This window comes from Paenarthrobacter nitroguajacolicus (assembly GCF_029952445.1).
Taxonomy (GTDB): Bacteria; Actinomycetota; Actinomycetes; order Actinomycetales; family Micrococcaceae; genus Arthrobacter; species Arthrobacter nitroguajacolicus_B.
On sequence record NZ_JAQPPK010000043.1, the window covers coordinates 1 to 23,730 of the forward strand.

Sequence of the window (23,730 nt, forward strand, 5' to 3'; positions counted from 1 at the left end):
CGGCGGTCATAGCGTGGGGGAAACGCCCGGTCCCATTCCGAACCCGGAAGCTAAGACCCACAGCGCCGATGGTACTGCACCCGGGAGGGTGTGGGAGAGTAGGACACCGCCGGACAACCATTAAAGGTGAGAGCCCCGACCACAGGTCGGGGCTCTCCCACTTTAACCACCAAACAAACCACGCCAAGCCCAGGGCCGGCCCCGGGCTCCGCCCACCCTAGCCCGAGAAGAACTCCGACAATTCCGAGATCAGCTTGTCCGGCGCTTTGTTCGGGCCGTCATGGCCGAACCCGGGGAGGATGGTGTAGCTGGATCCGGACAGGACATCGTGGATCTGCCCACAGGCAACACCGAAGTACGCGGGGCTCTTCTCGCCCACCACGATCAAAGTCTCCAGCGGAAGTTCCAGGAACGGTTCTGCAGGCATATCGGCGGCGATGACTGCCTTGATTTCGCGAACGCCGCACGTCATGAGCTCGCGCATCTGCTTGCCCAGGGGCGTCCCGGCTGCCAGTTTGTTGGCCAGCGTCAGCATGGACAGCGGCATCCTCGCGAAGGCGCCGCCTGTCTCCACGCCCTTGATGAGGACGGCGAGGGCGCGGTCGTAGTCTCCCGCCGCCGTCGCGCGTTCATAATCGGGCGTCCAGTCGGCCTTGACGCTGTGGTTCACTGAGACGGCGGGGTCGTAGACGGCGAGGCGTTCGACGGGCAACGTGCGTGCCGCATGCAAGGCAACGGCTCCGCCGAAACTGTGGCCGAACACATCCGTGCTGGACGTGTGTTTCATGACTGTCTCAAGGTCCCGGATGTCGGCTTCCAGGGTGTAATCCTCGGCCTGGGGCGATGAGTCCCCACGACCACGCCGATTGAATGTGTGCACCGGCCGGCCGAGTGCTTCGCTCAGTTTCTGGGCGAAGCGCGTGTAATCGGTGGCCGTCACCATGGAGGCAGGAACCACCACGACGCCGGAACCTGCCGATGCAAGCCCAGCACCCGTGGTGAGTACTTCGAGGTGTCCGCCGTCGTGGGTCATGATGATGTCGCGCGTCATGTCTCGAGCCTAGCCGAGGCAGCTGACAGCAGGCCGCATGCCCACCCGTATGTGGACAAGCCGTCAGCTTTTGAAGTAGTCCGAGATATCCGAAACCAGTTCGTTGACGGCTGCCGGGACGGAGCCATGGAAACCCTTGGGAGAGACCTCCAGGGTGCTCCCCGGTACGGCCCTGTTCAGCCGTGCAGCGGTGACCTTGTAGAACTGTGGGCTCTTCTTGCCCACCATGAAATGGGTGTTGGACGGCAGTACGGAAAAGTCCTGGGGAGTGTCGGCGTCCTCGAACGCCGCTTTCAGCTCGCCTACACCGGAGGGCAGGAGCTGCCGGAACAACTTGTTCACCTTGGTCCGCGAAACCACCGCCATGAGTCCGGCCAGGATGGGTTCAGGTACGCGGGCAAGGGCCGTCCCGGGCTGCATGCCGCGACGCATCCGGGCCATGGCCCGGTTCACGTCGCCCTTGTCCACCGCGTCGGCGAAGCCGGGCAACCAGTCCATGTCCATGCTTCCGTCGATGTTGACTGCGGCATCATAGACAGCGAGCTTCCCGGGTTCGTGGCTGCTTCCAGCGAACGCCTGCGCGGCGTTCAGGGCCACCGATCCGCCAAGGCTGTGGCCGAGGATGTTGCGGGCGCCGGTGGCGTCCATGATGGTGCGGACGTCCTCAATTTCCGTGGCCATGGAGTAGTTGTGCGGCTGCCCGGTGGAGTTTCCACGGCCGCGACGGTCGTACACGTCCACGGCCCAGCCCTCGCCCAGGCCCTTGGCCAGGGCGACGGAGAACGGCCGGTAGATGAGGGCCGTCAGAAAGGCGCCTCCGATCAGCACCACCCTCCGCTCCCCGGGGGCCTCGTAGGCGCCGTAACTGTACAAGGCGAGCTTGCCGCCGTCGTGCGTCTTGATCCCGCGTTCCTTCACTGGAACATCTTAGGTGGCATTCGCCCGCTCACCCGGGAGGTGGTTCCCCGAAAGGAACCGGGCGATCCGTGCGGCCAGGCGTCGTCCGGGACGCAGTGGGCCTTCGTGGAATTGCAGCGGCACAACCGCGAACTCGATTGCCGGCACGGCGCCGGCCAGCGTCCGGCCGGTCTCCGCGAAATACGACGGACTCCAGCCGCCACTGAGCATGAGGGTTGGCGTGGATAGCTTCATGAAGTCCCCGAGGTGCGCGTCGGCGTCGAGGACCGCCCGCATTTCCACGACGGCGGTGGGCAGCAGGGAGCGCATCTCCAGCCCCAGCCGGGTCTGGGCCGAGAGCACGCTCAGTGTACGGAGGGCGCGCATGGGCAGGTAGGAAATGGGGCCGGCAGTTCCCAATCCCTGCACAAGGTGCGCCCATGCCTGGTCCAGCTGGCCCGCGGTGACTGCTTCCTCGAGTTCGGGCCGCCACCGGCTGCTGAGGTTGCCGGAGAGTGAAACTGCGGCGTCGTAGGTAACCAGCCTGTTGATGGTGGTCTGCCGGGCTGCCTGGAGGGCCACGAACCCGCCATAGCTGTGCGCCACGACATCGTTGGATCCGCTTTTCTCCATGACGGTCTGGAGGTCCGCGATCTCAGTGTCGACGGAATAGCCTGCGGGTTGCGGGGCGGAATGGCCGCGACCACGGCGGTTGTAGCTGTGGACCGGGCGCCCCAGCAGAACGCTTAACGTTCGCGCGAAGGGCCAGTAAAGGGAATCGGTCACCAAAGTACCGTGGACAAGCACGACGCCGGCCGGTTCCGCAGGCGCTTGGGAACCGGGAATCGAGGCAGCCGACGCCGGCCTGAAGCTGTGCACCTCAAGCTGCCCGCCGCCGTCGTGGGTCTCAACCGTCCATGTCTCCACCGTCCGAGTCTATGCTTTTCCCCGTTGGTGAAGCCCGGAAGTGAAGGACCGCAATCAACGGTAAACTTAAGGACTGTGACTTCCGCAAACACCCCAGCCCTGAACACCTCCGCAGAGCCCCTCGACGCCAGCGAGCAAATGCGTATCCGCATGGAGAAGCGAGCCAAGCTGATCGAGCGCGGCACAGAGGCTTATCCGGTGGGTGTGGAGCGGACCCATTCCCTGAGTGACATCCGTGAGAAGTACGCCCACCTCGAGGCCGATGAAACCACCGGTGACGTCGTCGGCGTCACTGGGCGCGTGGTGTTCGTGCGCAACACCGGCAAGCTCTGCTTCGCCACCCTTCAGGAAGGCGGCGTGGACGGCAAGGGCGTACGCCTGCAGGCCATGCTGAGCCTGGCGAACGTCGGCGAGGAAGCGCTGGCCGACTGGAAGGCCCTGGTAGACCTTGGTGACCACGTGTTCATCAAGGGTGAGGTCATCTCCTCCCGCCGTGGCGAACTGTCTGTGATGGCCGACTCATGGTCCATGGCTTCCAAGGCCCTGCGCCCGCTTCCGGTCCTGCACGCGGAGCTGAATGAGGAAACCCGTGTCCGGCAGCGCTACGTGGACCTCATGGTCCGCGACGAAGCCCGCGAGATGGTCTACAGGCGCGCCGCCATTACCCGTTCGGTCCGCGACACCCTTGACCGCCACGGATACGTAGAGGTGGAAACACCCATCCTGCAGCTGGTCCACGGCGGCGCCACGGCCCGTCCGTTCGAAACGCACATGAATGCTTTCGACCAGAAAATGACGCTCCGCATTGCCACCGAGCTTTTCCTTAAGCGCGCAGTGGTGGGTGGAATTGACCGCGTCTACGACATGGGCAGGGTCTTCCGCAACGAAGGCGTCGACTCCACGCACAGCCCTGAATTCACCACACTTGAATGCTACGAAGCGTGGGCCGACCAGTTCGTCATGGCTGAGCGCATGAAGGAAATCATCCTGAACGTAGCGGACGTAGTGGGCACCCGCACCATCCAGACCGAAGCAGGTGAAATAAACCTCGACGGCGAATGGGCCTGGCTTGCGGTATACCCTGGTATTTCAGAAGCAGTAGGTGTGGAAATTACTCCGGATACCACCGTGGAGGAGTTGTTGGCGATCGCCGCCAAGCACGAGGTCAAGGTGGACCCGAAATGGGACGCCGAGAAGATCGTGGTTGAACTCTTTGGCGAAATCGTTGAACCCACACTCCTTAACCCCACATTTGTGTATGACTATCCGCCGTCCGCCCAGCCTCTTGCCCGCCCGCACCGCGAGGATGGCAGGCTGATCGAGGCATGGGACTTGATTATCGGCGGCATGGAGCGCGGTACTGCATTCTCCGAATTGATTGACCCCGTCATTCAGCGCGAACGCCTCACGGAGCAATCCCGCAGGTCCGCGGCCGGTGATGAAGAAGCCATGCAGTTGGATGAGGACTTCCTCCGCGCGCTCGAATACGGTGCGCCGCCCATGGGTGGAATCGGACTCGGAATCGACCGCTTGGTCATGTTGTTTACCGGTGCCGGTATCCGCGAAACCATTCTTTTCCCCTTGTTGAAGCCTGAAGGACACTGATCATGGAGTACATCGCAGTCCTGGCACCGTCAGTGGTGGTCGGTTTGATTTTCTGGTTTGCCATGAAGTCCATCTTCAATGCGGACAAATCCGAGCGCCAGGCAGAAGCCCGTGCCCAGGAGGAGGCCAATTTGAGAAATCAGGGCCCGGCTCCCGAAGGTCCGGCAGCTAAATAACCCCGCAATTGGGTTCCACTAAGCCGGGAATCCAATTGTGCTTTGACGTGCATGCTTGCCGTGACAGATAATCAAGAAAGAAACCCGGGGAATTTCTGATTATCCAACCCTCCGAATGAGAGGCAACTCATGGCACAGAAAGTAAAAATCATCCTCGTCGATGACCTGGATGAAGGCGCTGCGGACGAAACTGTCCGCTTTGGCCTGGACGGCGTGAGCTACGAGATGGACCTGTCCACGGCTAACGCAGCTTCCCTTCGGAAAGCCCTGGAACCGTACGTCGCCAAGGCCCGGAAGACTTCCGGCCGTGCAACACGGGGCCGCGCTACCGCAGCCCGCAACCAGGATTCGGCACAGATCCGGCAGTGGGCCCGTGACAACGGTTACACGGTCAACAGCCGCGGACGTATTCAGGCGGAAATTCAGGAAGCTTACCAAAAGGCCAATTCCTGATTGATCACTTCAGTGCCCCGGCAGTTGTTGCCGGGGCATTTGTTGTTTAAGCGTGGTTTTTTGGTGCGGGCCGTCCATGGCTGGGAATATTCTGTGAATCGGCCACCACGGGAAAGCGTCCAGTGGCCCCATTATTGGTTCCTCGCGAATCCGGCGGGGTGCGCCGTCGGGAGGGCGTTGCCTGGCTCCCCCCACGACCTGAACGGTTGGGCGGAAGGGTGTCACCGCCGTCGTTCCCGGTCAAGGGCCGTTTCCGTTTTTATTCCACAGGAACGTCATGTTTCCCCTGTGGCGAACACGCTCCAAAAGTGTTGCCCGGGCACGTAGCATCAAAGTACGTCGTAGCTAGGAGTGTGGCGAAATGTTTGAGAGATTTACGGACCGTGCCCGTCGCGTGGTCGTCCTTGCCCAAGAAGAGGCAAGGATGCTCAACCACAATTACATCGGTACCGAGCACATCCTCTTGGGTCTGATCCACGAGGGTGAAGGCGTTGCAGCCAAGGCGCTCGAGTCCCTGAGCATTTCGCTCGATGGCGTTCGCGAGCAGGTGCAGGAGATCATCGGCCAGGGCCAGCAAGCCCCGTCCGGTCACATCCCCTTCACGCCGCGCGCCAAGAAGGTGCTGGAGCTTTCGCTCCGCGAAGCACTGCAGCTCGGCCACAACTACATTGGTACTGAGCACATCCTGCTCGGCCTCATTCGTGAAGGCGAAGGCGTTGCAGCCCAGGTGCTGGTCAAGCTCGGTGCTGACCTGAACCGGGTCCGCCAGCAGGTTATCCAGCTGCTCTCCGGCTACCAGGGCAAGGAATCCGCAGGCAGCGGCTCCGGCCAGGGCCAGCCTGAAGGTACCCCCGCCGGCTCGGTGGTGCTGGACCAGTTCGGCCGCAACCTGACGCAGGCTGCACGCGAAAACAAGCTCGATCCTGTGATCGGCCGCGAGCAGGAGATGGAACGCGTCATGCAGGTCCTCTCCCGCCGTACCAAGAACAACCCCGTGCTGATCGGTGAGCCCGGCGTCGGTAAGACAGCCGTCGTCGAAGGCCTTGCGCAGGCGATCGTCCGCGGCGATGTCCCGGAAACCATCAAGGACAAGCAGCTCTACACGCTGGACCTTGGTTCGCTGGTTGCCGGCTCCCGCTACCGCGGTGACTTCGAAGAGCGCCTGAAGAAGGTCCTCAAGGAAATCCGCACCCGTGGCGACATCATCCTGTTCATCGACGAGATCCACACCCTCGTTGGTGCAGGTGCCGCAGAAGGTGCCATTGATGCTGCGTCCATCCTGAAGCCGATGCTCGCCCGTGGGGAACTCCAGACCATTGGTGCCACCACCCTGGACGAGTACCGCAAGCACATCGAGAAGGACGCCGCGCTGGAGCGCCGCTTCCAGCCGATCCAGGTAAAGGAGCCCTCTGTCGCGCACGCGATCGAGATCCTCAAGGGCCTGCGGGACCGTTACGAGGCACACCACCGCGTCACGATTACCGACGGCGCCTTGGCCTCTGCAGCGCAGCTGGCCGAACGCTACATCTCGGACCGCTTCCTTCCGGACAAGGCGATCGACCTCATCGATGAAGCCGGCGCACGACTGCGCATCCGCCGCATGACTGCTCCGCCGGAGCTCAAGGCGATGGATGAGCGCATTGCCGACGTCAAGATGGAGAAGGAATCCGCGATTGACGCCCAGGACTTTGAGGGTGCTGCCTCGCTGCGCGACAAGGAGCAGAAGCTCATTGCCGAACGCGCAGAGAAGGAACGCACCTGGAAGTCCGGCGGCATGGACGACATCTCCGAGGTTGACGAAGACCTGATTGCCGAGGTCCTCGCGAACTCCACGGGTATCCCCGTCTTCAAGCTCACCGAAGAAGAGTCCTCGCGGCTCCTCAAGATGGAAGACGAACTGCACAAGCGTGTCGTTGGCCAGGACGAGGCCATCAAGGCCCTGTCGCAGGCTATCCGCCGCACCCGTGCAGGCCTGAAGGACCCCAAGCGTCCCGGTGGCTCGTTCATCTTCGCCGGCCCCACCGGCGTCGGCAAGACCGAGCTCGCCAAGGCCCTTGCCGAGTTCCTGTTCGGTGAAGAGGACGCCCTCATCACGCTGGACATGTCCGAGTACTCCGAGAAGCACACGGTTTCGCGTCTCTTCGGTGCCCCTCCGGGCTACGTCGGCTACGAAGAAGGCGGCCAGCTGACCGAAAAGGTCCGCAGACGTCCGTTCTCCGTGGTCCTGTTCGACGAAGTTGAGAAGGCCCACGCGGACCTCTTCAACTCGCTCCTGCAGATTCTGGAAGACGGCCGTTTGACCGACTCCCAGGGCCGCGTGGTGGACTTCAAGAACACGGTGATCATCATGACCACCAACCTTGGTACCCGCGATATCTCCAAGAGCGTTGCCACGGGCTTCCAGTCCGGCACGGACACCCAGACCGGCTACAACCGGATGCGCGCCCGGGTCACGGAGGAGCTCAAGCAGCACTTCCGTCCCGAGTTCCTCAACCGTGTTGACGACGTCGTGGTGTTCCCGCAGCTGACGCAGGACGAGATCATCGAGATCGTGGACCTGTTCGTTACCCGCCTGGAGCGTCGCCTCAAGGACAAGGACATGGGCATCGAGCTCACGCCCGCCGCCAAGGTGCTCCTGGCTACGCGCGGTTACGATCCCGCGATGGGTGCCCGGCCGCTGCGCCGCACCATCCAGCGCGAGATCGAGGACCAGCTTTCCGAGAAGATCCTGTTCGGCGAGATCCACTCCGGCGACATCGTTGTGGTGGACGTGGATGGCGAAGGTGACGACGCCAAGTTCACGTTCGAAGGCAACGCCAAGCCGCGCATCCCGGAGATCGCTCCTACGGCCTAAGTTGTCAATGGCCTGGCTGCTCAAGCCCCGCTCATTCCGAAAGGAGTGGGCGGGGCTTTTGCTTTGATGGGACGGTGGAGTTTTTGTCCACTTAATGACGTTATGGTGGCTTCATCAGGGCGTTATCTGTACAAAAACTCCAGGGGGAAGGAAGCAATGCGCGTTTTGATGGTGGCTCCGGGTACGAGGGGCGATGTCGCGCCCATGGCCGGCCTTGGTAGCCGCTTGCAGGAGCTGGGCTATGAAGTGGCAATCGCGGCCAATCCTGCGTACGCGCCGGTTGTTGTTGACTCCGGTTGTGAGTTCAGGCCGCTTCCAGGCGATTTGGCCCGACTCATCAGGCGGCCGGCTCCTGGTGCGGATGGGTCCTCCGGTGGCGTGGCTGCGTTCTGGCGGCAACTCAGCGAGTACATGGACCAAGCCGCCACCGGTACCCTTGCCGCCGTCGAGGCCGGCGCCGATGTCATTCTGGCCAACTCGGTGGCGCCTTACGCCTATGACGTGGCGGAGGCTTTTGGTATCCCCGCCATTGGCGCCCATCTTCAACCCGTCGAGCCGAGTTCGGCGTATCCTCCGGTGATCATGAATTCGGCCAGGAGCCTTGGGCCCTGGGGCAACAGGGTGATTGGTGAGCGCGCTGCTGCCGGGCCGGCACCCTATGACGGACCAAGCCGGCGGCTCCGCAAAACCCTGGGCCTCGGCAAGGAAAGCCGGGTTGCCGGGGAACGGCGCAGGAGGAAGGCGCACGCGACCATACTTCACGGCATAAGCCCCACGGTCCTGCCCCGCCCGGCCGACTGGCATCCGGGCCTGGTCATGGCCGGATACTGGTGGCCCGCAGCCAATCAGGGTTGGCTGCCCCCTGCGGACTTGGTGGACTTCCTCGGGGACGGTCCAGCCCCCGTCTTCGTAGGCTTCGGCAGCAGTTCAGACGTTGACCCCGGGATTATTCTGGAGGGCGCCCGCAGGGCGGGCGTCCGGGCTGTGGTGCAGGGCGTGACCGGTGCCCTGGGCGACGACGCAATCGGCATAGGCGATGTTCCCCATAAGTGGCTGTTCCCGCGGATGGCTGCTGTGGTGCACCATGCAGGCGCGGGGACGACGGCGGCCGGCTTCCGTGCGGGTGTCCCGGCTGTGGCCGTTCCGGTGTACACCGACCAGCCTCTGTGGGCCTCACGGATCGCGGCCCTCGGAGCCGGTCCCCGTCCCCTTCCGCAGAAGAAGCTGACTCCGGCGAGCCTGGGTGACGCTATCGCGGAAGCCGTCGGTACGCCGTCGTTCAGTGTGCGGGCCCGAGGGATTGCGGACGCGCTGGCGAAGGAAGACGGCACCGTTCCCGTGGTGGCGGCCCTGCGGAGGATCGAAACGGGCAGCTATATCTGAAAGTAGTGTTTCACTGTGAGTGAACCAGGCTGTGATCGACAGCACATAGCGTGTTGAATCGGATCATGGACCCTGCTGATACTCATGCCCCGGGCATTCAGCCCGAAACTCCCTTTCACGATCTGGACCACTACCTCGCCATCCCGAGGGTTGCCGGCCTTACCCTCAGTCCCGACGGCGGACGGCTGGTCACCACCGTGACCACGCTGAACGCCAAGGGAACCGAGTTCGCCACAGCGCTGTGGGAGCTGGATCCGAGCGGCCAGCGCCATGCCCGCCGCATTACGCGCAGTGCCAAGGGTGAAACCGGCGCTGTCTTCGCGGCCAACGGCGACCTCTACTTCACCTCGGCGCGTCCCGATCCGGAAAGCCCGGATGCCGACCCCGTCAATGCGCTGTGGCTGCTCCCGGCCGACGGCGGAGAAGCCCGCGTGGTCCACTCGCGCGCAGGCGGCATCGGTTCGGTCATGACGGCAAAAAGCGCCGACGCAACGTTCATCAACGCGGAGGTCCTGGCTGGCTCCACGGATGAGGAGAGCAATGAAGAGCGGAGGAAGGCCCGCAAGGACAACAAGGTTTCCGCCATCCTGCACAGCGGCTACCCAGTCCGTTACTGGGACGCCGACCTCGGGCCGGCCGAGCCACGGATCTTCGCCGTGGAACCCGGCGGGGACAAGGAGCCGGGCAAGCCGTCAACGGTAGACGCCACCGAGCCGCTCAGGCTACGGAACCTGACTCCCGGCGTCGGCGGTTCGCTGCGGGAGGCGAAAACCGTGGTGAGTCCCGACGGTAAAACCATCTACACCAGCATGGCCAAGCCCCTGGCCAAAGCTGATAGCCGCGAAGTTCTGGCCGCCATCGACGTCGCAACCGGCGCCATCAAAGTGCTGCTGGATCACGAGGGAATGAGCTACTTCCCGGGGCCCGTCAGCCCGGACAACCGCACCCTGGTGGTGGAAAGCGAGAGCGACACAACGCCCACGCAGGCGCCCCAGGTGAAGCTGCACCTGCTGAACGTGGCCGGTGGCGGGACCACTGACCTGGAACCCTTGGCCCATCAGTGGGATCGGTGGGCCACGGCGCTCGCCTGGCTCCCGGACGGCTCTGCCATCCTTGCTAAAGCGGACGACGACGGCGTGTCGCCGGTTTTCCGGATCGACGTCGCTGACGGTGGCGTCACGCAGGTGACGAAAGACGGCGCGGCGTATACCGACGTCGTGGTTTCGCCGGACGGAACCTCGGCGTATGCGCTGCGCAGCTCCTACGAGTTCCCCGCCGAAGCGGTGCGGATCGATCTCGCCACCGGAGAAGTGGTCCGGTTGCAGGGACCAGCTGAACGCCCCGCGTACAAGGGGCGCTTGGAGCGGGTGGAAGCGACAGCCGACGACGGTGCGCGGGTTCCTGCCTACCTGGCCCTCCCGGACGGCGCGTCGGCGGACGACCCTGCCCCGCTCCTGCTGTGGATCCACGGTGGACCATTGGGTTCGTGGAACGCCTGGACTTGGCGCTGGAACCCGTGGCTTCTGGTGGCCAGGGGCTACGCCGTCCTCCTGCCTGACCCTGCCCTCTCCACCGGCTACGGCCAGGAATTCATCCAGCGCGGGTGGGGTGAGTGGGGCAAGAAGCCGTTCACCGACCTCATGGCCATTACCGATGCCGTGGTTGGCCGGCCGGATATTGACCAGACGCGGACCGCGGCCATGGGCGGATCTTTCGGTGGTTACATGGCCAACTGGGTTGCCGGGCAGACGGACCGCTTCAAGGCGATCGTTACCCACGCAAGCCTGTGGGCGCTGGACCAGTTTGGGCCGACCACTGACGCCGCCCAGTACTGGCTCAAGGAAATGACCGTGGAGATGGCCATGGCCAATTCGCCGCATTTGAACGTGGGCAACATCAAGACGCCCATGCTGGTGATCCATGGTGACAAGGACTACCGGGTCCCGATCGGTGAAGGCCTGCGTCTTTGGTACGAACTCCTCTCGTCGTCGCAGCTCCCCGCCGATGAAAACGGACAGAGCCCGCACCGCTTCCTCTACTTCCCCGACGAAAACCACTGGGTACTGCAGCCGCAGCACGCCAAGGTTTGGTACGGCGTCGTAGAGCACTTCCTTGCCAAGCAGGTTCTCGGCAAAGACGTGGCACTGCCGGAAGAGTTGGGAGTCTAGCGGAGTCGGGAGGCTGACGGATCAGCCTCCCGACATCCGGCGGATGTCGGCGGCATAGGAATCGAGGACCTCGAATATTCCGCGGTGCTGCCAGACGCGCTTGCGGCCTTGGCCTGAAGTCTCGACGAGCACGCCGCGGCCGCTGAGCGTATCCAGCGCGCGAAGCGCCGCCATCTCCCCGAGGCCGAGTTCGGTCATGAGGAACCTTGTGTTGACCGCCGGTTGGCCGATCAGCGCAGGCAGGACCCGCCAGGCTGCCGCGTCCGCACGAAGGCCCGCAAGGCGCGCGCGGGACTCTTCAAGTTGGGCAACGAGGTCGTCAACGAGCCGCGTTCCAGTAGTGGCGGCGATCCGGGCCGCCCCGGCGAATTCGCGGACAATCGGTCCGGCGTCGCCGTTCCGGAATGATCCGAGTGCGGCGAAGTAGCGACCGGTGTTGACGAGCAGCCCGGCCGAGATGGGCACTGCAGTGGAGCCGACGAGGCCTTTGTTGCGGAGAATCGACTGCGCCAATGCGCGTCCCGTCCTGCCGTTCCCATCGGGGAAGGGGTGGATTGTTTCGAATTGCGCATGGCTGACCGCCACCTGAACCAGTACGGAGATGTCCGGGCGTTGGATGAACTTCACCAGGTCCGTGATTGCGCCGTGAATGCGGCTGTGGTGGGGAGCGACGAATTCGGCCGTTCGCGGCCCCGCCTGGCCAGGGCCGATCCACACTTGCTCATCCCGGAAACGACCCGCTCCGGCCGGGTCGAAACCCTGCTGGTGGAGCATCAGCGCCCTGTGCATTGCGAGGATGGAATCCTCGTTGATGTCGTCGGCAAGCTGCAGGGCTGCCTCCATGGCCCGGACGTTGCCGATCACGGTCAGCGCGTTGGCTTTGTGGCCGGCGTCGATCTCGGCGAGGGCAAGCTGCTTTGCCGACGTGGTCAGCTGCTCAATCTGCGAACTGGAGGCCGATTCCGTGCGCAAGAGGATTGCTGTCATAGGCCCGAGGGCTGGGTTGTCCGTACCGAGGGTCTGTTGCGCGTGTTTGTCAAATCTTACGAGCTGACGAGTCGCGTCCTCGACGTCGGCGGCATCCTGACCGGAAATTTCGGGAGTCCAGTTCGCGATCCGTGCCGTAACGGCCGCTTGGTAGGGGCCCGTCTGGCGCTCGACCTCAGCTCGCGAGTACATCCCGGGCGCACGGGGCTTCCAGTCGAAGGTCTCGAAGGACACCGGATCGACTGGGAAGTCAGGCGGCGGAGATGTGGGCATGTTTCCACCATACCAACACTTAAGGCGCTAAGTGTTGGTATGGCTCACAGCAACCAACACTTAGACCCATAAGTGTTGGTAACCGCCAACGCACCAACACTTACCTTCACGCACCTGTCACTTCCACTCTCCTCGCTAGGATGGGGGAGTGAATTCGTCCTTCAGCCTCCGTCCTGCCCGCACCAGCGATGTGGCGGCCATTAAAAGGCTCGTGGCTCCCTTGGCTGAGGAGCGGATCCTGATGGCCAAGGAGACGGTGGCTTACTACGAGAGCCTCCAGGAATTCCGGATTGCCGAGTCCGATGCCGGTGAAGTCATTGGATGCGGTGCCCTGCATGTGATGTGGGAAGACCTGGCCGAAATCCGCACGCTGGCTGCGGCGGACTCCTGGCGCGGGCGCGGGGTGGGGCACGTCCTCGTGGAGAAGCTGCTGGAGGAAGCGCGAGCCCTGGGCGTCAGCCGCGTTTTCTGCCTGACCTTTGAAGTGGACTTCTTCAAGCGCCACGGATTCGAGGTCATGGCGGACCAATCGGCGGTGGATCCGCAGGTCTACTCGGAGTTGCTGCGCTCGCATGACGAAGGCGTGGCGGAGTTCCTGGATCTCGCCCGGGTAAAGCCCAATACCTTGGGCAACACCCGCATGATCAAGCAGCTTTAGCCAGCCCGTAAACCACGTTCGATTATGGGTGATTTAAACCCCTTCTCTTATATCCAGTTGATGGATAAACTGATTGAGGCTTGCTGGGGAAGCTTCCACTACTCGGTCAATTTGAGAGAAGATCATGCAGTCCCACGCGTCCTTTTCAGATGTTTCAGAACTCCAATTCAACGTCCGCGGTCCAGTATTCACGCCTGCCGATCCCGGCTTCGCCGCAGAAGTAGCGGCCTTCAATTTGTCCACCCAGCACCAGCCGGATGTTGCCTTCGGCGCCCTCGACGCAGAGGACGTTGCGGCAGCGGTCCGTTGGGCTGCAGACCGCAGGATGCCCGTGTCCGTTCAGTCCACGGGCCACGGCGCCACCAATGCCATTGACGGTGGCCTGCTCATCAGTACCCGTCGCATGCTGGAGCTCAGCATCGATCCTGTCGAGAAAACCGCCCGTGTAGGCGCGGGTGTCCGTTGGAAGGCAGTGGTGGACCATGCTGCGACCTTCGGCTTGATGGGTCTGTGCGGTTCCACCACTGACGTAGGCGTGGTGGGCTATACCTTGGGCGGCGGTTTGCCCATCCTTGGCCGCAAGTATGGCTTCGCCTCGGATCACGTGATCGCCTTTGAACTTGTCACAGCGGACGGCACCCAGCGCCGGGTGACAAAGGATGAGAACCCTGAGCTGTTCTACCTTTTGCGCGGCGGCAAGGGAAACCTGGGCATCGTCACCGCCATGGAGTTCCACTTGTTCCCAAGTTCAGGCCTCTTCGCCGGTGGCCTGTACTACGACGGCGCGCATGCCGCCGTCGTCCTCCAGCAGTTCAGCGAATGGGTGCCGGAGCTGCCCACGGAGGCGTCGGCGTCGTTGGCTTTCCTGCGCCTGCCGGACATGGAGATGGTCCCCGAACCCCTGCGGGGCAAGTTCGTAGTGCATCTGCGCTATGCCTACCAGGGCGATGCGGCCGTGGCCACGGAGCTCCTTGAGCCAATGCGCCGCAGTGCTCCCGTCATGATGGACGGAACCGGTCCGCTGGAGCCCACCCAGATGGACATGGTCCATCAGGACCCGGACCAGCCAGTTCCCGTGAGGGAGCGGGGTTTCCTGCTGGACCGCCTGGACGAAGGCGCCAAGGATGCCATCCTGCGGCACTTTGGTCCCGGTGTCCCAAGCCCTGTGCTCATGGCCGAAATCAGGCTCCTGGGCGGAGCTTTGGCCGTGTGTGCGGACGGTGAGGACACTGTGGGAGCGCGGGACGCTGCCTTCAGTTTCTTCATGGCGGGCATGGCCGTTCCGCCCGTGGCGGAGCTGCTTCCCGGAGTGTTCGACGCCGTTCGCGAAGACCTGCGCGACGCCTCCAACGGCGGGACGTTCGTCAACCTGCACGGACACTTCGTGGATGCTGAGGACAGGGAACGGCCGTGGGGGCCTGGTGTCCGCGAGCGTCTCCGCAAGGCCAAGGCCGAACTGGATCCGCAGAACATGTTCAGCTTCGGGCACGTCGTAGGGCTGCCGGTCATCGACCAGGCCGTCCTGCTGGAAGGCGTTGCCACCGCCGGCGGCGACGCCGTGCTGAACAGCTGAAGGGGATGCGGACGATGGACCATAGGGTCACGTTCCCGGATTTCTCGGCTTTCCAGATTGACCTGCCCTACGGGCCGTGGCCGCACGACGCCTCCTGGTCCGGGGATAGGCATTCCGACCCCGATCTGTACTCGGCGTTCTGGCCCGAGTTCGGCGCCAGGCCGGAGACCAGCGAGGCTGCGGCACCTCCAGGCGGGGAGTAGCGAACACCCTACTACCGGCTCCCGGCCGCCGGTAGTAGGGTCAGAGCACCAGCCACAGCACGCCAGGAGCAACCAATGAAAAAGCTCATCAATGATCCACGCGCGGTGGTGGACGAGTCCGTTGAGGGATTCGGCATGGCGCATGCCGACATCGTGGACGTCCACCCCGAGCCCAAGTTCGTCGTTCGGAAAGGTGCACCGGTCGCGGGTAAAGTCGCCCTCGTTTCCGGTGGTGGCAGCGGCCACGAGCCCCTCCACGCAGGTTTCGTAGGACTCGGCATGCTCGACGCCGCCGTCCCAGGTGCCGTCTTCACCTCGCCAACACCGGACCAGATCATTCCGGCGACCGTCGCCGTCGACTCAGGCGCCGGCGTCGTGCACATCGTGAAGAACTACACCGGCGACGTCCTGAATTTCGAAACCGCCGCCGAAATGGCGCAGGCCGAAGGCGTGCGCGTGCGTTCAGTGCTGGTCAATGACGACGTCGCGGTGGAGGACTCGCTGTACACGGCCGGGCGCCGCGGGGTTGGTGGAACTGTGCTGGTAGAGAAGATCGCAGGCGCATCCGCCCAGCGCGGAGACGATCTTGATGCCGTCACGGCCGTCGCTGAAAGGGTGGTGGCCAATGTGCGGACCATGGGCGTGGCCCTGTCCGGTTGCACCGTGCCGCACGCTGGAACACCGAGCTTTGAGCTCGCCGACGACGAGATCGAAATCGGCATCGGCATCCACGGCGAGCCTGGACGCCACAAGATCGCGATGGAAAGTGCGGATGCCATCACGGACCGGCTGCTGGTACCCGTGCTGGAGGACCTGGGGCTGGCTTCGGGCGACAAAGTGCTGTTGTTCGTCAATGGCATGGGCGGAACCCCGCAAAGCGAGCTGTACATCGTGTACCGGCGGGCCGCGCAAGTCCTCGCCGAACGCGGTGCCACGGTGGAGCGCTCCCTGGTGGGCAACTATGTGACGTCCCTGGAGATGCAGGGCTGTTCTGTCTCAGTGCTGCGCCTGGACGACGAGATGACCAGGCTCTGGGATGCGCCCGTCCACACCGCCGCCCTGCGATGGGGGGCTTGAGCATGGGCTTGGACGTCAAGTGGGCGCAGGATTGGTTGAGGTTGTCCGCCAAGGCGATGGCGGAGCACAGGGTTGAGCTGATTGAGCTGGACCGGGCCATCGGAGACTCCGACCATGGCGAGAACATGGACCGCGGCTTCCAGGCGGTGCTTCAGAAGCTCGATGAAACCCCGCCGGAAACTCCGGGTGCTGCCCTAAAGGCCGCGGCCATGGCCCTCATGTCCAAGGTGGGTGGAGCGGCCGGCCCCCTCTATGGAACGGCTTACCTGCGGGCCGCCACTTCGCTGGGCGATGCCGTCGACGTCGACACGGACGCCCTCGTGGCGGCCTTGGTTGCCGCGCGGGACGGCGTCGTGGCCCGTGGCAAGGCGGAGCTTGGCGATAAAACCATGATTGATGCGTGGACTCCGGCCGTGGAAGCAGCCAGTAAAGCCGCCTCCAGCGGCGCAGAACCAGAGGCTGTGCTGGAAGCCGCCGCGGAAGCTGCGGAGGCCGGGGCCAAGGCCGCTGACCCCTTGGTGGCCCGCAAAGGCCGCGCCAGTTACCTGGGAGAGCGCAGCGCCGGCCATCGCGATCCCGGGGCGGCGTCCACGGCACTGCTCCTGCGGGCCGCGGCTGAAGCAGCGGCCGGCTCTTCCGGCGGGACCGGAGCAGGCGCCGGATGACGGTTGGGATCGTGGTTGTTTCGCACAGCAGCAAGATCGCTGAAGGAGCCGTTGAACTCGCCGCCCAGATGGCGCCCGACGTCGGACTCGTCGCCGCCGGGGGCACCGACGACGAGCGGATCGGGACCAGCCTTGAGAAGGTGCTCGCCGCCGTCGAGCAGTCACTGGTGGATTCCGGTGGCGACGGTGTGGTGGTGCTGACGGATCTGGGTTCGGCGGTGATGACGGCTGAGTCGGCAATGGAATTCGCCAGCAATCCCGACGCCGTACAACTCGCGGACGCGCCCTTGGTGGAGGGGCTCGTGGCAGCTGCCGTCGCCGCGCAAGGTGGTGCCGGCGTCGAGGATGTGCGCAAGGCTGCCGAGGCCGTAAGCTTCGGCAGCGGGCCAGGGCCGGGCGGGCGCAGCGACCTGCCTGAAGTGCACGGACAGGATGAACCGGATGCCAGCGGCGACTTCGAGATCATCAACCCCATGGGCATCCACGCGCGGCCCGCGGCAAAAATCGCCGGCGGCCTGTCCGGTCTGGACGCCGAGGTGACGGTGAACGGCGTCGACGGCATGTCCATCATGGCGCTCATGGCGCTCGCCGCGGGGCAGGGTTCCAGCCTCCACGTCGAAGCCCGTGGCAAGGAGGCTTCCAAGGCCGTTGAGTACGTGGGTCGCTTGGTGAAGGAAGGCTTCGGGGAGCTTTAATTGACCGGATTTTCGATCAAATATTGCTAAGTATGCTGATTAGTGATGTTGTAGAGGTACAAGGTTCCTACGACGAAAGAGGTGCGACATGGGTGCTGACGACAAGATGGAGAATGCCGGCGAGAAGCTTGGTGGCAAGGCGAAGGAAGCTGCCGGCAAGCTGACGGACGACAAAGGCCTCGAGGCTGAAGGCAAGGGCGACCAGGTCAAGGCAGACCTCAAGGGCGCTGGCGAAAAGGTGAAAGACGCCTTCAAGAAGGACTAGGAATGTGGACAGGGCCGCTGCGGTTGCAGCGGCCCTGTCTTGCTGTGTGAACTTCTTGTGCGAAGCGCCGCTTGGGCGGTGCGCTGGTGGATGGAGGATCTTGATGAACATAGTGGTAAAGCTTTTTGGACTCGCTGTAAGCCTCGGTGCTGGTGCAATTGCCAACAAAACGCTTGAGGGCCTCTGGGAGAAGAAGACCGGCAAGCCGGCGCCCAAGGACGGCACGGACCTCAACGACTCCCTGCCGGGCGTCCTGGTCTTCGCCATTGTGTCGGCCGGTGTTGGCGCGGTGGTTCACGTACTCACCCAGCGGGGCACCAAGAGCGCCCTGGCCCGCATGAAGAAGACTGCTGACGAGGTTTAACCATGGCTATAGCTAAATTCCCGAGTGTCGTCATCGATTGTCCCGACGCGGCAGCCTTGGCCGCTTTCTACAGCGAACTCTTCGGCTGGGAGGTCGAGGACAAGGGCGACTGGTTCGACATCCGCCCCAGCGACGGCAGCAACTGCATCTCCTTCCAGCAGGTGGACGTGTACCAGGCTCCCGTGTGGCCCGGGCAGACCATTCCGCAGCAGATGCATCTGGACATGGTGGTGGAGGACCTGGACAAGGGCGAGGAAGTCGCGCTGTCCTTGGGTGCGACCAAGGCCGACCATCAGCCGGGCGAAACGTTCAGGGTGTTCCTGGACCCCGCCGGACACCCGTTCTGCCTCTGCCTCAGCTAGCCCTGCTGCGCCGCCCACTCCTCAACCCGGCGGTTGCTCTCTTCCTCGGAGAGGTCTTCAACGAGGGTCATGATGGACCAGCGAACGCCGAAGGGATCGCGGATGCTGGCATAGCGGTCGCCTGAAACAAAGGTGGACAGCGGCTCGCGGACGGTAGCTCCTGCTTGCTCGGCTTTCTGGACCAAGGCGTCCGCGTCCGCGCAGTAAAGGCCCATGGAGTAGCAGTCGTCCTCACCGTCAGGGGCCGGAACCAGGTGGTAGTCGGGGCTTGGTTCGCCGAGTTGGAGGTGGCCGTTTCCGAAGTCCAACTCTGCGTGGACCACCACGCCTCCCATCTCGGTCTGGCCCACAACCCGGGCGCCGAAGACATCCCGGTAGAAGACGATGGCTTCCTTGGCGTTGGGCACGGCGAGGAACGGTGTGAGACTGGTCAGGCCATTGGGGATGCCGTCGGTGGTGTACTGGCCATTGGCCGCAGTGGCGGATTCTGTGCTTGTCGTATCTGTCATGGCTATGACGCTACGCGCCGGCCGCAGAGTGGCGCTTGCAGATTCGCGACAGCTTTCCGCCCAGTGCCCAGTGCCCAGTGCCGACAGGGCCACCAGACCGGGCTACGGTCGGCGGGCAGCGACGCCGTTAACCAAGGCCAGGGCCAGCTCGTTCAATTTTTGGTTCCTGTCGTTGGACGCCTTCTTCAGGATCCGGAACGCTTCATCAGCGGTGCACCGGTTCTGCGAGATGATCACACCGCAGGCCGTGTCAATAACGGACCGGTTCTGCATGGCGGCGTCGAGGTTCTCGGCCGCTTCGTTCAGGGTGGTTATCCTGATGGCCACCCGCAACGCCTTGGCTGAGATTCCCGCGAACGTCAGCGCGTCAGCAACCACATCACGGGTGAACGTACCGGGCATCGGAGCAAAGAAGTTCAGGACTGCTGCGGAATTCTGCTCCAGTTCCATCGGCACGCCCAGAGTGCTCCGCATTCCGGCGGCGGACAGCGCCTGGCAGTAGTCACTCCACTGTGGCGAGGACAGGGCATCGTCCAGGAGGACAGGACGCCCGCTCTCCAGAGCGTCGATGCAGGGACCCTGCTCAAGCGACTGCTCGATCCGGTCCAGCAGCAACGCCCGGGGGCTGCTGCCGCCGATAGTGGCGGTGCGTTTGCGTCGGCCCAACGTCACGGCGCACTCAATCGCTGCGCCGGTAGACCGGGATACCACTGCCGCGCCCAGTTGAGTCAGCCCGTTCAGGAAAGCCTTTATGTCTTCAGCCTTTACCAGCAGATCTGCCAGCTTGTTGGCGTCATCCGACCAGTCTTCCGAGGCCCCGGAATGCACAACAAACACCGCCCTTCACACACAGGAACAAACCAATACGAGGGCCTCCCTGCTGAAGCCCGGACGCTCCGATGAGGCTGGATCGGGAAGGTGAAGTCTCCCCGGCTGCGAGTCGGCACCAAAGCGTCCGGCAATAATCTAGCAGCAATTCCGGTCACTGCCAGAGCCAATTTCACGTTGGCCCAAGTACAGTTTCCGCAGGTGCCTGATGCCCCGGATCAGCGCCGTAACGGTACATTGGTCGCTGACGGCAGCACACCGAAAGGGCGACTTATGGAGAGTTCCTTCAAGGGCATCCTTTATCCGGCGCGGTTGCCCACCTTCCACCGGTTTCCGGCCCCCGAACCAGTCGCTCACCTGGTGCAATGGTTCTGGCTCCCCGAATGGGATATCGAGCCGGGCCGGTCATCCCGGCAGCATGTGATCGCCTACCCGGCCTCCAACCTGGTGGTGCAGCGCGACGCGGTTGAGTTTTCGGGCCCCAGCACCCACGCCTCGTACCGCGACCTAACGGGCAAGGGCTGGGCGGTGGGTGCCCTGCTCCAGCCAGCCGCGGTGCCGCTTTTCACGGACGATCCGGGAGCCCTGCGCGACCAGGAGGTGGCGTTGCCGCTTGGGGAGCTTCACGCCGCCGTTTCGGCCGCCATGGACGTGCTTCCCGGGGAAACAGCGTCCGACGACGGCGCTCGCCGCGAGCGTGCAGTGGGCGCCTTTGTTGCGTGGCTGGCTTCGCTGGGCGTCGTTCCGTCGGAGGAGGCCTTGCTCGCAAACCGTATGGCGGACGTCATCGCTTCCGAACCGGACATACTCCTGATCGAGGATGCCGCCCGCCGCCTGGCAGTTTCACCAAGGACCCTGCAGCGGGTTGCGAAGAAGCACGTTGGACTGAGCCCGTCGGCCCTCATCCGGCGTCGACGACTGCAGGACGCCGCCGAGCGTGCGAGGTGCGATCCAACAGCGGACCTTGCCGCGATCGCCGTCGAACTTGGTTACGCAGACCATGCACACCTGACGAACGACTTCCGGAAGTACCTGGGCTTTACGCCGAGTATGTATCGGAGGTCAGCTGGGGCGTCTTGACGGGCTGGGGTGCAGGTTCGGCTGATTCGTTGTGATCCGGCGTCGTGTCCTCCCCGCGGAAGGCCGCCAGCATGGCTTCGCGGTCGAACTGCCCCTCCCATTTGGACACCACGAATGTCGCGACGCAGTTGCCCAGGAGGTTCACCACAACGCGCATCGAGTCCATCAAGCGGTCGGCTCCCAGCAGGAGAGCCACGCCCGCCACCGGGAAGATTCCCAAGGCGCCCGCCGTCGCGGAGAGGGCGAGGAAGGCCGATCCCGGAACGCCGGCCATGCCTTTGGACGTCAGCATCAGGATGCCGAGTGCGGCCAATTGCTGCCCAAGGTCCAGGTTGTGGCCGAAGGCCTGGGCCAGGAAAAGGAGGGAGATGGAGAGATAAAGCGCGGCGCCGTCGAGGTTGAAGGAGTACCCCGTGGGAACCACAAGGCCAGTGGTTGCCCGCGAGCAGCCTGCGTTGGTCAGCTTGGTCATGATGCGGGGAAGTACCGATTCAGTGGAGGCGGTGCCCAGGGCAAGCAGGAACTCTTCGCGGGAGTACTTGATGAACTGCCACAGCGGGACGCGGGGGTAGACCCAAGCGACGACGAACAACAGTCCGATGAAGACCAAGGCGGAGCCGTAGCATGCGGCGATCAGGAGTGCGTAGGTGCTGAGCGAGCTGAGGCCGTACTGGCCGATGATGAAGGCCATGGCGCCGAAGGCACCCACGGGCGCAACCCGCATCACCCAGGCCATGATCTTGAAGAAGAGCTCGAGGGTAGTTTCCATGACATCGATGACCGGCTTGCACTTTTCCCGGCCCACCACCACGATCGCGGCCCCAAAGAAGACGGCGAAGCACAGAACCTGAAGCAAGGAGTTGGAAGCGAACGCGCCCACCACGCTGGTGGGGATGATGCCCAGCAGGAATTGTCCTGCATCCTTGGGCGGTGCGGTGGTGGTCTTCGCATTTACAGCATCCGCGGACAACGTGGCGGGATCGATGTTCAGCCCAGCGCCCGGTTGCACGAGGTTGGCCACCACCAGTCCGAAGGCCAGGGCGAAGAGCGTGGCGGCGGTGAAGTAGATCAAAGCCTTCACACCTACCCGGCCCACTGCTTTCACATCTCCCACGGCGGAGATTCCTGTGACGATGACCAGGAAGATCAGGGGAGCGATGATCATTTTGATGAGCTGGATGAAGCCGTCGCCAAGGGGGCGAAGCGCGGATCCCAGATCCGGCCAGAGGTAGCCAATACCGATCCCCAACACCACGGCCACCAGGATCTGGAAGAACAGGGACTTATACAAGGGCTTTTTCGCCGGTGGACTCACGGAGGAGGTGGATGCTGGGATCTTCAAAGTAGCGCCAATCTGTGCGATGGCCGTGCAGGGTCGCGGCCTGGGATCACACAAGACGCTATGGAAGCGTTGTTTCGGGAATGCTAATTCCAAGCGCTCGCTGTGTTTAATATCGGAATCAAGTTTTCATAATGTGGAAACTGCTTCGCGGGCATCAACGCTGCCGCAAGCCCCCGGCATCAAGCCACACACCGGCCGAGATGAACAGCCCGCACCGCTCGCCGTACGGGTATTCGCCTTTCGGCGTGAATTCGAGTGTGCGCACCGGCAAAGCGGATCCGGTCTTGGAAGTGCCGCTCACGGTCACTTCGAGGGGAGATTCGCTAAGTGCGGGCAGTTCAAGGAAGCCCTGCAGGGTGCCATCGGGAGAAGACGTGGCGCTGCACACCCCATCCGGAGTGCAGCGTTCGTCCGCCGTCACGGCCCCCGGGTTCAACATGAGGTCCTTCTCGGTGCAGGCGGAGTCCTGGCAGGCCTTCAACCGCAGCGAACCAACCTGGTCTGCGTAGTCGGCGGCCACGGTGACGGAAACAGCGGCTACGTGGCCGATCGCCGGGCAGGCAACCGGTTCAAATCCGCATCCGGAAAGCAGCGCCACGGTCCCTGCGAGACTGAATGCCAGTCTGATTCTGCCCATGACTCAGGGTAGGACGGCAAACGCCGCGCCGCTACGCCGGAAGCCGCAACCCGTCGTCGTGCATTTCCGCCAGGCCGTCAGCCAACAAGCCCTCCAGGGCCCGGTCAAGCTGCTCCGGAGCTGAATTGAGCCGGTGCAGGGCCGCCAGCGGAATTCCGATGCCTGACGCCGCGAATCCGAGGTCAGCAGGCGCCCGCTCGAACATTTCGCGCGGAACGGGGTGGGCCGCTTCGCGCAGGACGGCCATCACGGCGCCGCGAACCTGCCGGTCGGTGCCGTGCCAGGACTGCCCCTTGGGCGTGTACGACGGCGGCGGCTCACCGGCCGCCAGCCACGCGCAGCTGGAGCGGACTGGACACTCGGCGCACTTGGGACTGCGGGCCGTGCAGACCGTCGCCCCCAACTCCATGACGGACGCGTTCCAGCGGACGGAAAGGTTCTGATCGTCGGGGAGGAGGGTGTCAGCGAGCCGCATTTCCGCCGCAGTGAGAGCCGGCGCAGGCAGTGCGTGCCCGGAAACCAGCCGCGCGTGGACGCGCCGGATGTTGGTGTCCACCACGGTTTCGCGGCGGCCGAAGGCAAAAGCCGCGACGGCGGCCGCCGTGTAGCTGCCGACGCCCGGCAATCCGAGGAGCTCGGGATACGGGTCGGGAACCTCGCCATCGGGCTCTTATACACATCTGACGCTGCCGACGAGG

At 63.8% G+C, this 23,730-nt stretch carries 24 protein-coding genes, 1 rRNA gene and 1 pseudogene; 17 read left to right on the forward strand and 9 right to left on the reverse strand.

The genetic code is table 11. The features are described from left to right. Positions 1 to 115, forward strand: a 5S ribosomal RNA gene (rrf, locus tag PJL15_RS21305); the annotation flags it as partial. 102 nt (positions 116 to 217) lie between these two features. Here rrf and PJL15_RS21310 read toward each other — a convergent pair. The 3 genes from PJL15_RS21310 to PJL15_RS21320 all read right to left on the reverse strand — a co-directional run bounded on the left by PJL15_RS21310 (position 218) and on the right by PJL15_RS21320 (position 2,875). After that, positions 218 to 1,051 (reverse strand): alpha/beta fold hydrolase, encoded by an 834-nt coding sequence (locus PJL15_RS21310; RefSeq protein WP_281453127.1) that lies wholly within the window; start codon positions 1,049 to 1,051, stop codon positions 218 to 220. Positions 1,052 to 1,114: 63 nt separating this feature from the next. Beyond that, positions 1,115 to 1,969 (reverse strand): alpha/beta fold hydrolase, encoded by an 855-nt coding sequence (locus tag PJL15_RS21315; RefSeq protein ID WP_281453128.1) that lies wholly within the window; start codon positions 1,967 to 1,969, stop codon positions 1,115 to 1,117. A 9-nt stretch (positions 1,970 to 1,978) separates the two neighbouring features. Next, positions 1,979 to 2,875 carry an alpha/beta fold hydrolase gene (locus PJL15_RS21320; protein WP_281453129.1) on the reverse strand — a complete coding sequence of 299 codons (897 nt, stop codon included), beginning with the start codon at positions 2,873 to 2,875 and terminating at the stop codon, positions 1,979 to 1,981. A 75-nt stretch (positions 2,876 to 2,950) separates the two neighbouring features. On the opposite strand from PJL15_RS21320, the gene lysS reads away from it, so the two are divergent. From lysS to PJL15_RS21350, 6 genes are all read left to right on the forward strand, one after another. Further along, on the forward strand, positions 2,951 to 4,480 hold the full coding sequence (lysS, locus tag PJL15_RS21325; RefSeq protein ID WP_281453130.1) for a lysine--tRNA ligase: 1,530 nt from the start codon (positions 2,951 to 2,953) through the stop codon (positions 4,478 to 4,480). 2 nt (positions 4,481 to 4,482) lie between these two features. Next, entirely contained in the window at positions 4,483 to 4,656 is a 174-nt protein-coding gene (locus tag PJL15_RS21330) for a hypothetical protein (protein ID WP_018780099.1), read from the forward strand. 129 nt (positions 4,657 to 4,785) lie between these two features. Continuing rightward, positions 4,786 to 5,109, forward strand: a complete 324-nt coding sequence (locus tag PJL15_RS21335) for a histone-like nucleoid-structuring protein Lsr2 (RefSeq protein ID WP_018780100.1) — start codon at positions 4,786 to 4,788, stop codon at positions 5,107 to 5,109. 361 nt (positions 5,110 to 5,470) lie between these two features. Then, the gene (locus PJL15_RS21340) at positions 5,471 to 7,963 is read left to right on the forward strand and encodes an ATP-dependent Clp protease ATP-binding subunit (protein ID WP_281453131.1); all 2,493 of its coding nucleotides are present in this window, start codon (positions 5,471 to 5,473) and stop codon (positions 7,961 to 7,963) included. A gap of 156 nt (positions 7,964 to 8,119) precedes the next feature. Next, positions 8,120 to 9,346, forward strand: coding sequence for a glycosyltransferase (locus PJL15_RS21345; protein ID WP_281453132.1), 1,227 nt, complete (start codon positions 8,120 to 8,122; stop codon positions 9,344 to 9,346). A gap of 65 nt (positions 9,347 to 9,411) precedes the next feature. After that, complete coding sequence (locus PJL15_RS21350; RefSeq protein ID WP_281453133.1) at positions 9,412 to 11,514, forward strand: S9 family peptidase; 2,103 nt, start codon at positions 9,412 to 9,414, stop codon at positions 11,512 to 11,514. 21 nt (positions 11,515 to 11,535) lie between these two features. Here the strand turns inward: PJL15_RS21350 and PJL15_RS21355 are convergent, their stop codons facing one another. After that, on the reverse strand, positions 11,536 to 12,774 hold the full coding sequence (locus tag PJL15_RS21355; RefSeq protein ID WP_281453134.1) for a Fic family protein: 1,239 nt from the start codon (positions 12,772 to 12,774) through the stop codon (positions 11,536 to 11,538). Between the two features lie 148 nt (positions 12,775 to 12,922). Between PJL15_RS21355 and PJL15_RS21360 the strand changes: the two genes are divergently transcribed. The 9 genes from PJL15_RS21360 to PJL15_RS21400 all read left to right on the forward strand — a co-directional run bounded on the left by PJL15_RS21360 (position 12,923) and on the right by PJL15_RS21400 (position 18,636). Beyond that, positions 12,923 to 13,432 carry an amino-acid N-acetyltransferase gene (locus PJL15_RS21360; RefSeq protein WP_281453135.1) on the forward strand — a complete coding sequence of 170 codons (510 nt, stop codon included), beginning with the start codon at positions 12,923 to 12,925 and terminating at the stop codon, positions 13,430 to 13,432. Positions 13,433 to 13,556: 124 nt separating this feature from the next. Further along, complete coding sequence (locus PJL15_RS21365) at positions 13,557 to 15,005, forward strand: FAD-binding oxidoreductase (RefSeq protein WP_281453136.1); 1,449 nt, start codon at positions 13,557 to 13,559, stop codon at positions 15,003 to 15,005. A gap of 14 nt (positions 15,006 to 15,019) precedes the next feature. Then, the gene (locus PJL15_RS21370) at positions 15,020 to 15,208 is read left to right on the forward strand and encodes a hypothetical protein (protein WP_281453137.1); all 189 of its coding nucleotides are present in this window, start codon (positions 15,020 to 15,022) and stop codon (positions 15,206 to 15,208) included. 75 nt (positions 15,209 to 15,283) lie between these two features. Next, positions 15,284 to 16,285, forward strand: coding sequence for a dihydroxyacetone kinase subunit DhaK (gene dhaK / locus PJL15_RS21375; protein WP_281453138.1), 1,002 nt, complete (start codon positions 15,284 to 15,286; stop codon positions 16,283 to 16,285). Positions 16,286 to 16,287: 2 nt separating this feature from the next. Beyond that, a complete protein-coding gene (gene dhaL, locus PJL15_RS21380; RefSeq protein ID WP_281453139.1) occupies positions 16,288 to 16,950 on the forward strand; it encodes a dihydroxyacetone kinase subunit DhaL in 663 nt (220 codons plus the stop codon). Continuing rightward, positions 16,947 to 17,645: a dihydroxyacetone kinase phosphoryl donor subunit DhaM gene (gene dhaM, locus PJL15_RS21385; RefSeq protein WP_281453140.1), complete on the forward strand. Its 699-nt coding sequence runs from the start codon at positions 16,947 to 16,949 to the stop codon at positions 17,643 to 17,645. The genes dhaL and dhaM overlap by 4 nt, the downstream gene beginning before the upstream one ends. Before the next feature lie 88 nt (positions 17,646 to 17,733). Then, entirely contained in the window at positions 17,734 to 17,910 is a 177-nt protein-coding gene (locus tag PJL15_RS21390; protein WP_018780110.1) for a CsbD family protein, read from the forward strand. A gap of 103 nt (positions 17,911 to 18,013) precedes the next feature. After that, the gene (locus tag PJL15_RS21395) at positions 18,014 to 18,274 is read left to right on the forward strand and encodes a DUF4235 domain-containing protein (RefSeq protein WP_281453141.1); all 261 of its coding nucleotides are present in this window, start codon (positions 18,014 to 18,016) and stop codon (positions 18,272 to 18,274) included. Positions 18,275 to 18,276: 2 nt separating this feature from the next. Beyond that, positions 18,277 to 18,636, forward strand: a complete 360-nt coding sequence (locus PJL15_RS21400) for a VOC family protein (protein ID WP_281453142.1) — start codon at positions 18,277 to 18,279, stop codon at positions 18,634 to 18,636. Here the strand turns inward: PJL15_RS21400 and PJL15_RS21405 are convergent. Next, positions 18,633 to 19,145, reverse strand: coding sequence for a VOC family protein (locus PJL15_RS21405; RefSeq protein ID WP_281453143.1), 513 nt, complete (start codon positions 19,143 to 19,145; stop codon positions 18,633 to 18,635). The genes PJL15_RS21400 and PJL15_RS21405 overlap by 4 nt on opposite strands. 102 nt (positions 19,146 to 19,247) lie before the next feature. Then, on the reverse strand, positions 19,248 to 19,973 hold the full coding sequence (locus PJL15_RS21410; RefSeq protein ID WP_281453144.1) for a GAF and ANTAR domain-containing protein: 726 nt from the start codon (positions 19,971 to 19,973) through the stop codon (positions 19,248 to 19,250). A gap of 273 nt (positions 19,974 to 20,246) precedes the next feature. Here PJL15_RS21410 and PJL15_RS21415 point away from each other — a divergent pair, with 273 nt between their 5' ends. Beyond that, positions 20,247 to 21,053, forward strand: coding sequence for an AraC family transcriptional regulator (locus PJL15_RS21415; protein ID WP_281453145.1), 807 nt, complete (start codon positions 20,247 to 20,249; stop codon positions 21,051 to 21,053). Here the strand turns inward: PJL15_RS21415 and PJL15_RS21420 are convergent. The 3 genes and pseudogenes from PJL15_RS21420 to PJL15_RS21430 all read right to left on the reverse strand — a co-directional run. Further along, positions 21,013 to 22,395 (reverse strand): cation:dicarboxylate symporter family transporter, encoded by a 1,383-nt coding sequence (locus PJL15_RS21420; RefSeq protein ID WP_281453146.1) that lies wholly within the window; start codon positions 22,393 to 22,395, stop codon positions 21,013 to 21,015. The two genes, PJL15_RS21415 and PJL15_RS21420, sit on opposite strands and share 41 nt — an antisense overlap. A gap of 154 nt (positions 22,396 to 22,549) precedes the next feature. Continuing rightward, positions 22,550 to 23,032: a hypothetical protein gene (locus PJL15_RS21425; protein WP_281453147.1), complete on the reverse strand. Its 483-nt coding sequence runs from the start codon at positions 23,030 to 23,032 to the stop codon at positions 22,550 to 22,552. 31 nt (positions 23,033 to 23,063) lie between these two features. Continuing rightward, positions 23,064 to 23,693, reverse strand: a pseudogene (locus PJL15_RS21430) (A/G-specific adenine glycosylase); the annotation flags it as partial. Between the last annotated feature and the right edge of the window lie 37 nt (positions 23,694 to 23,730).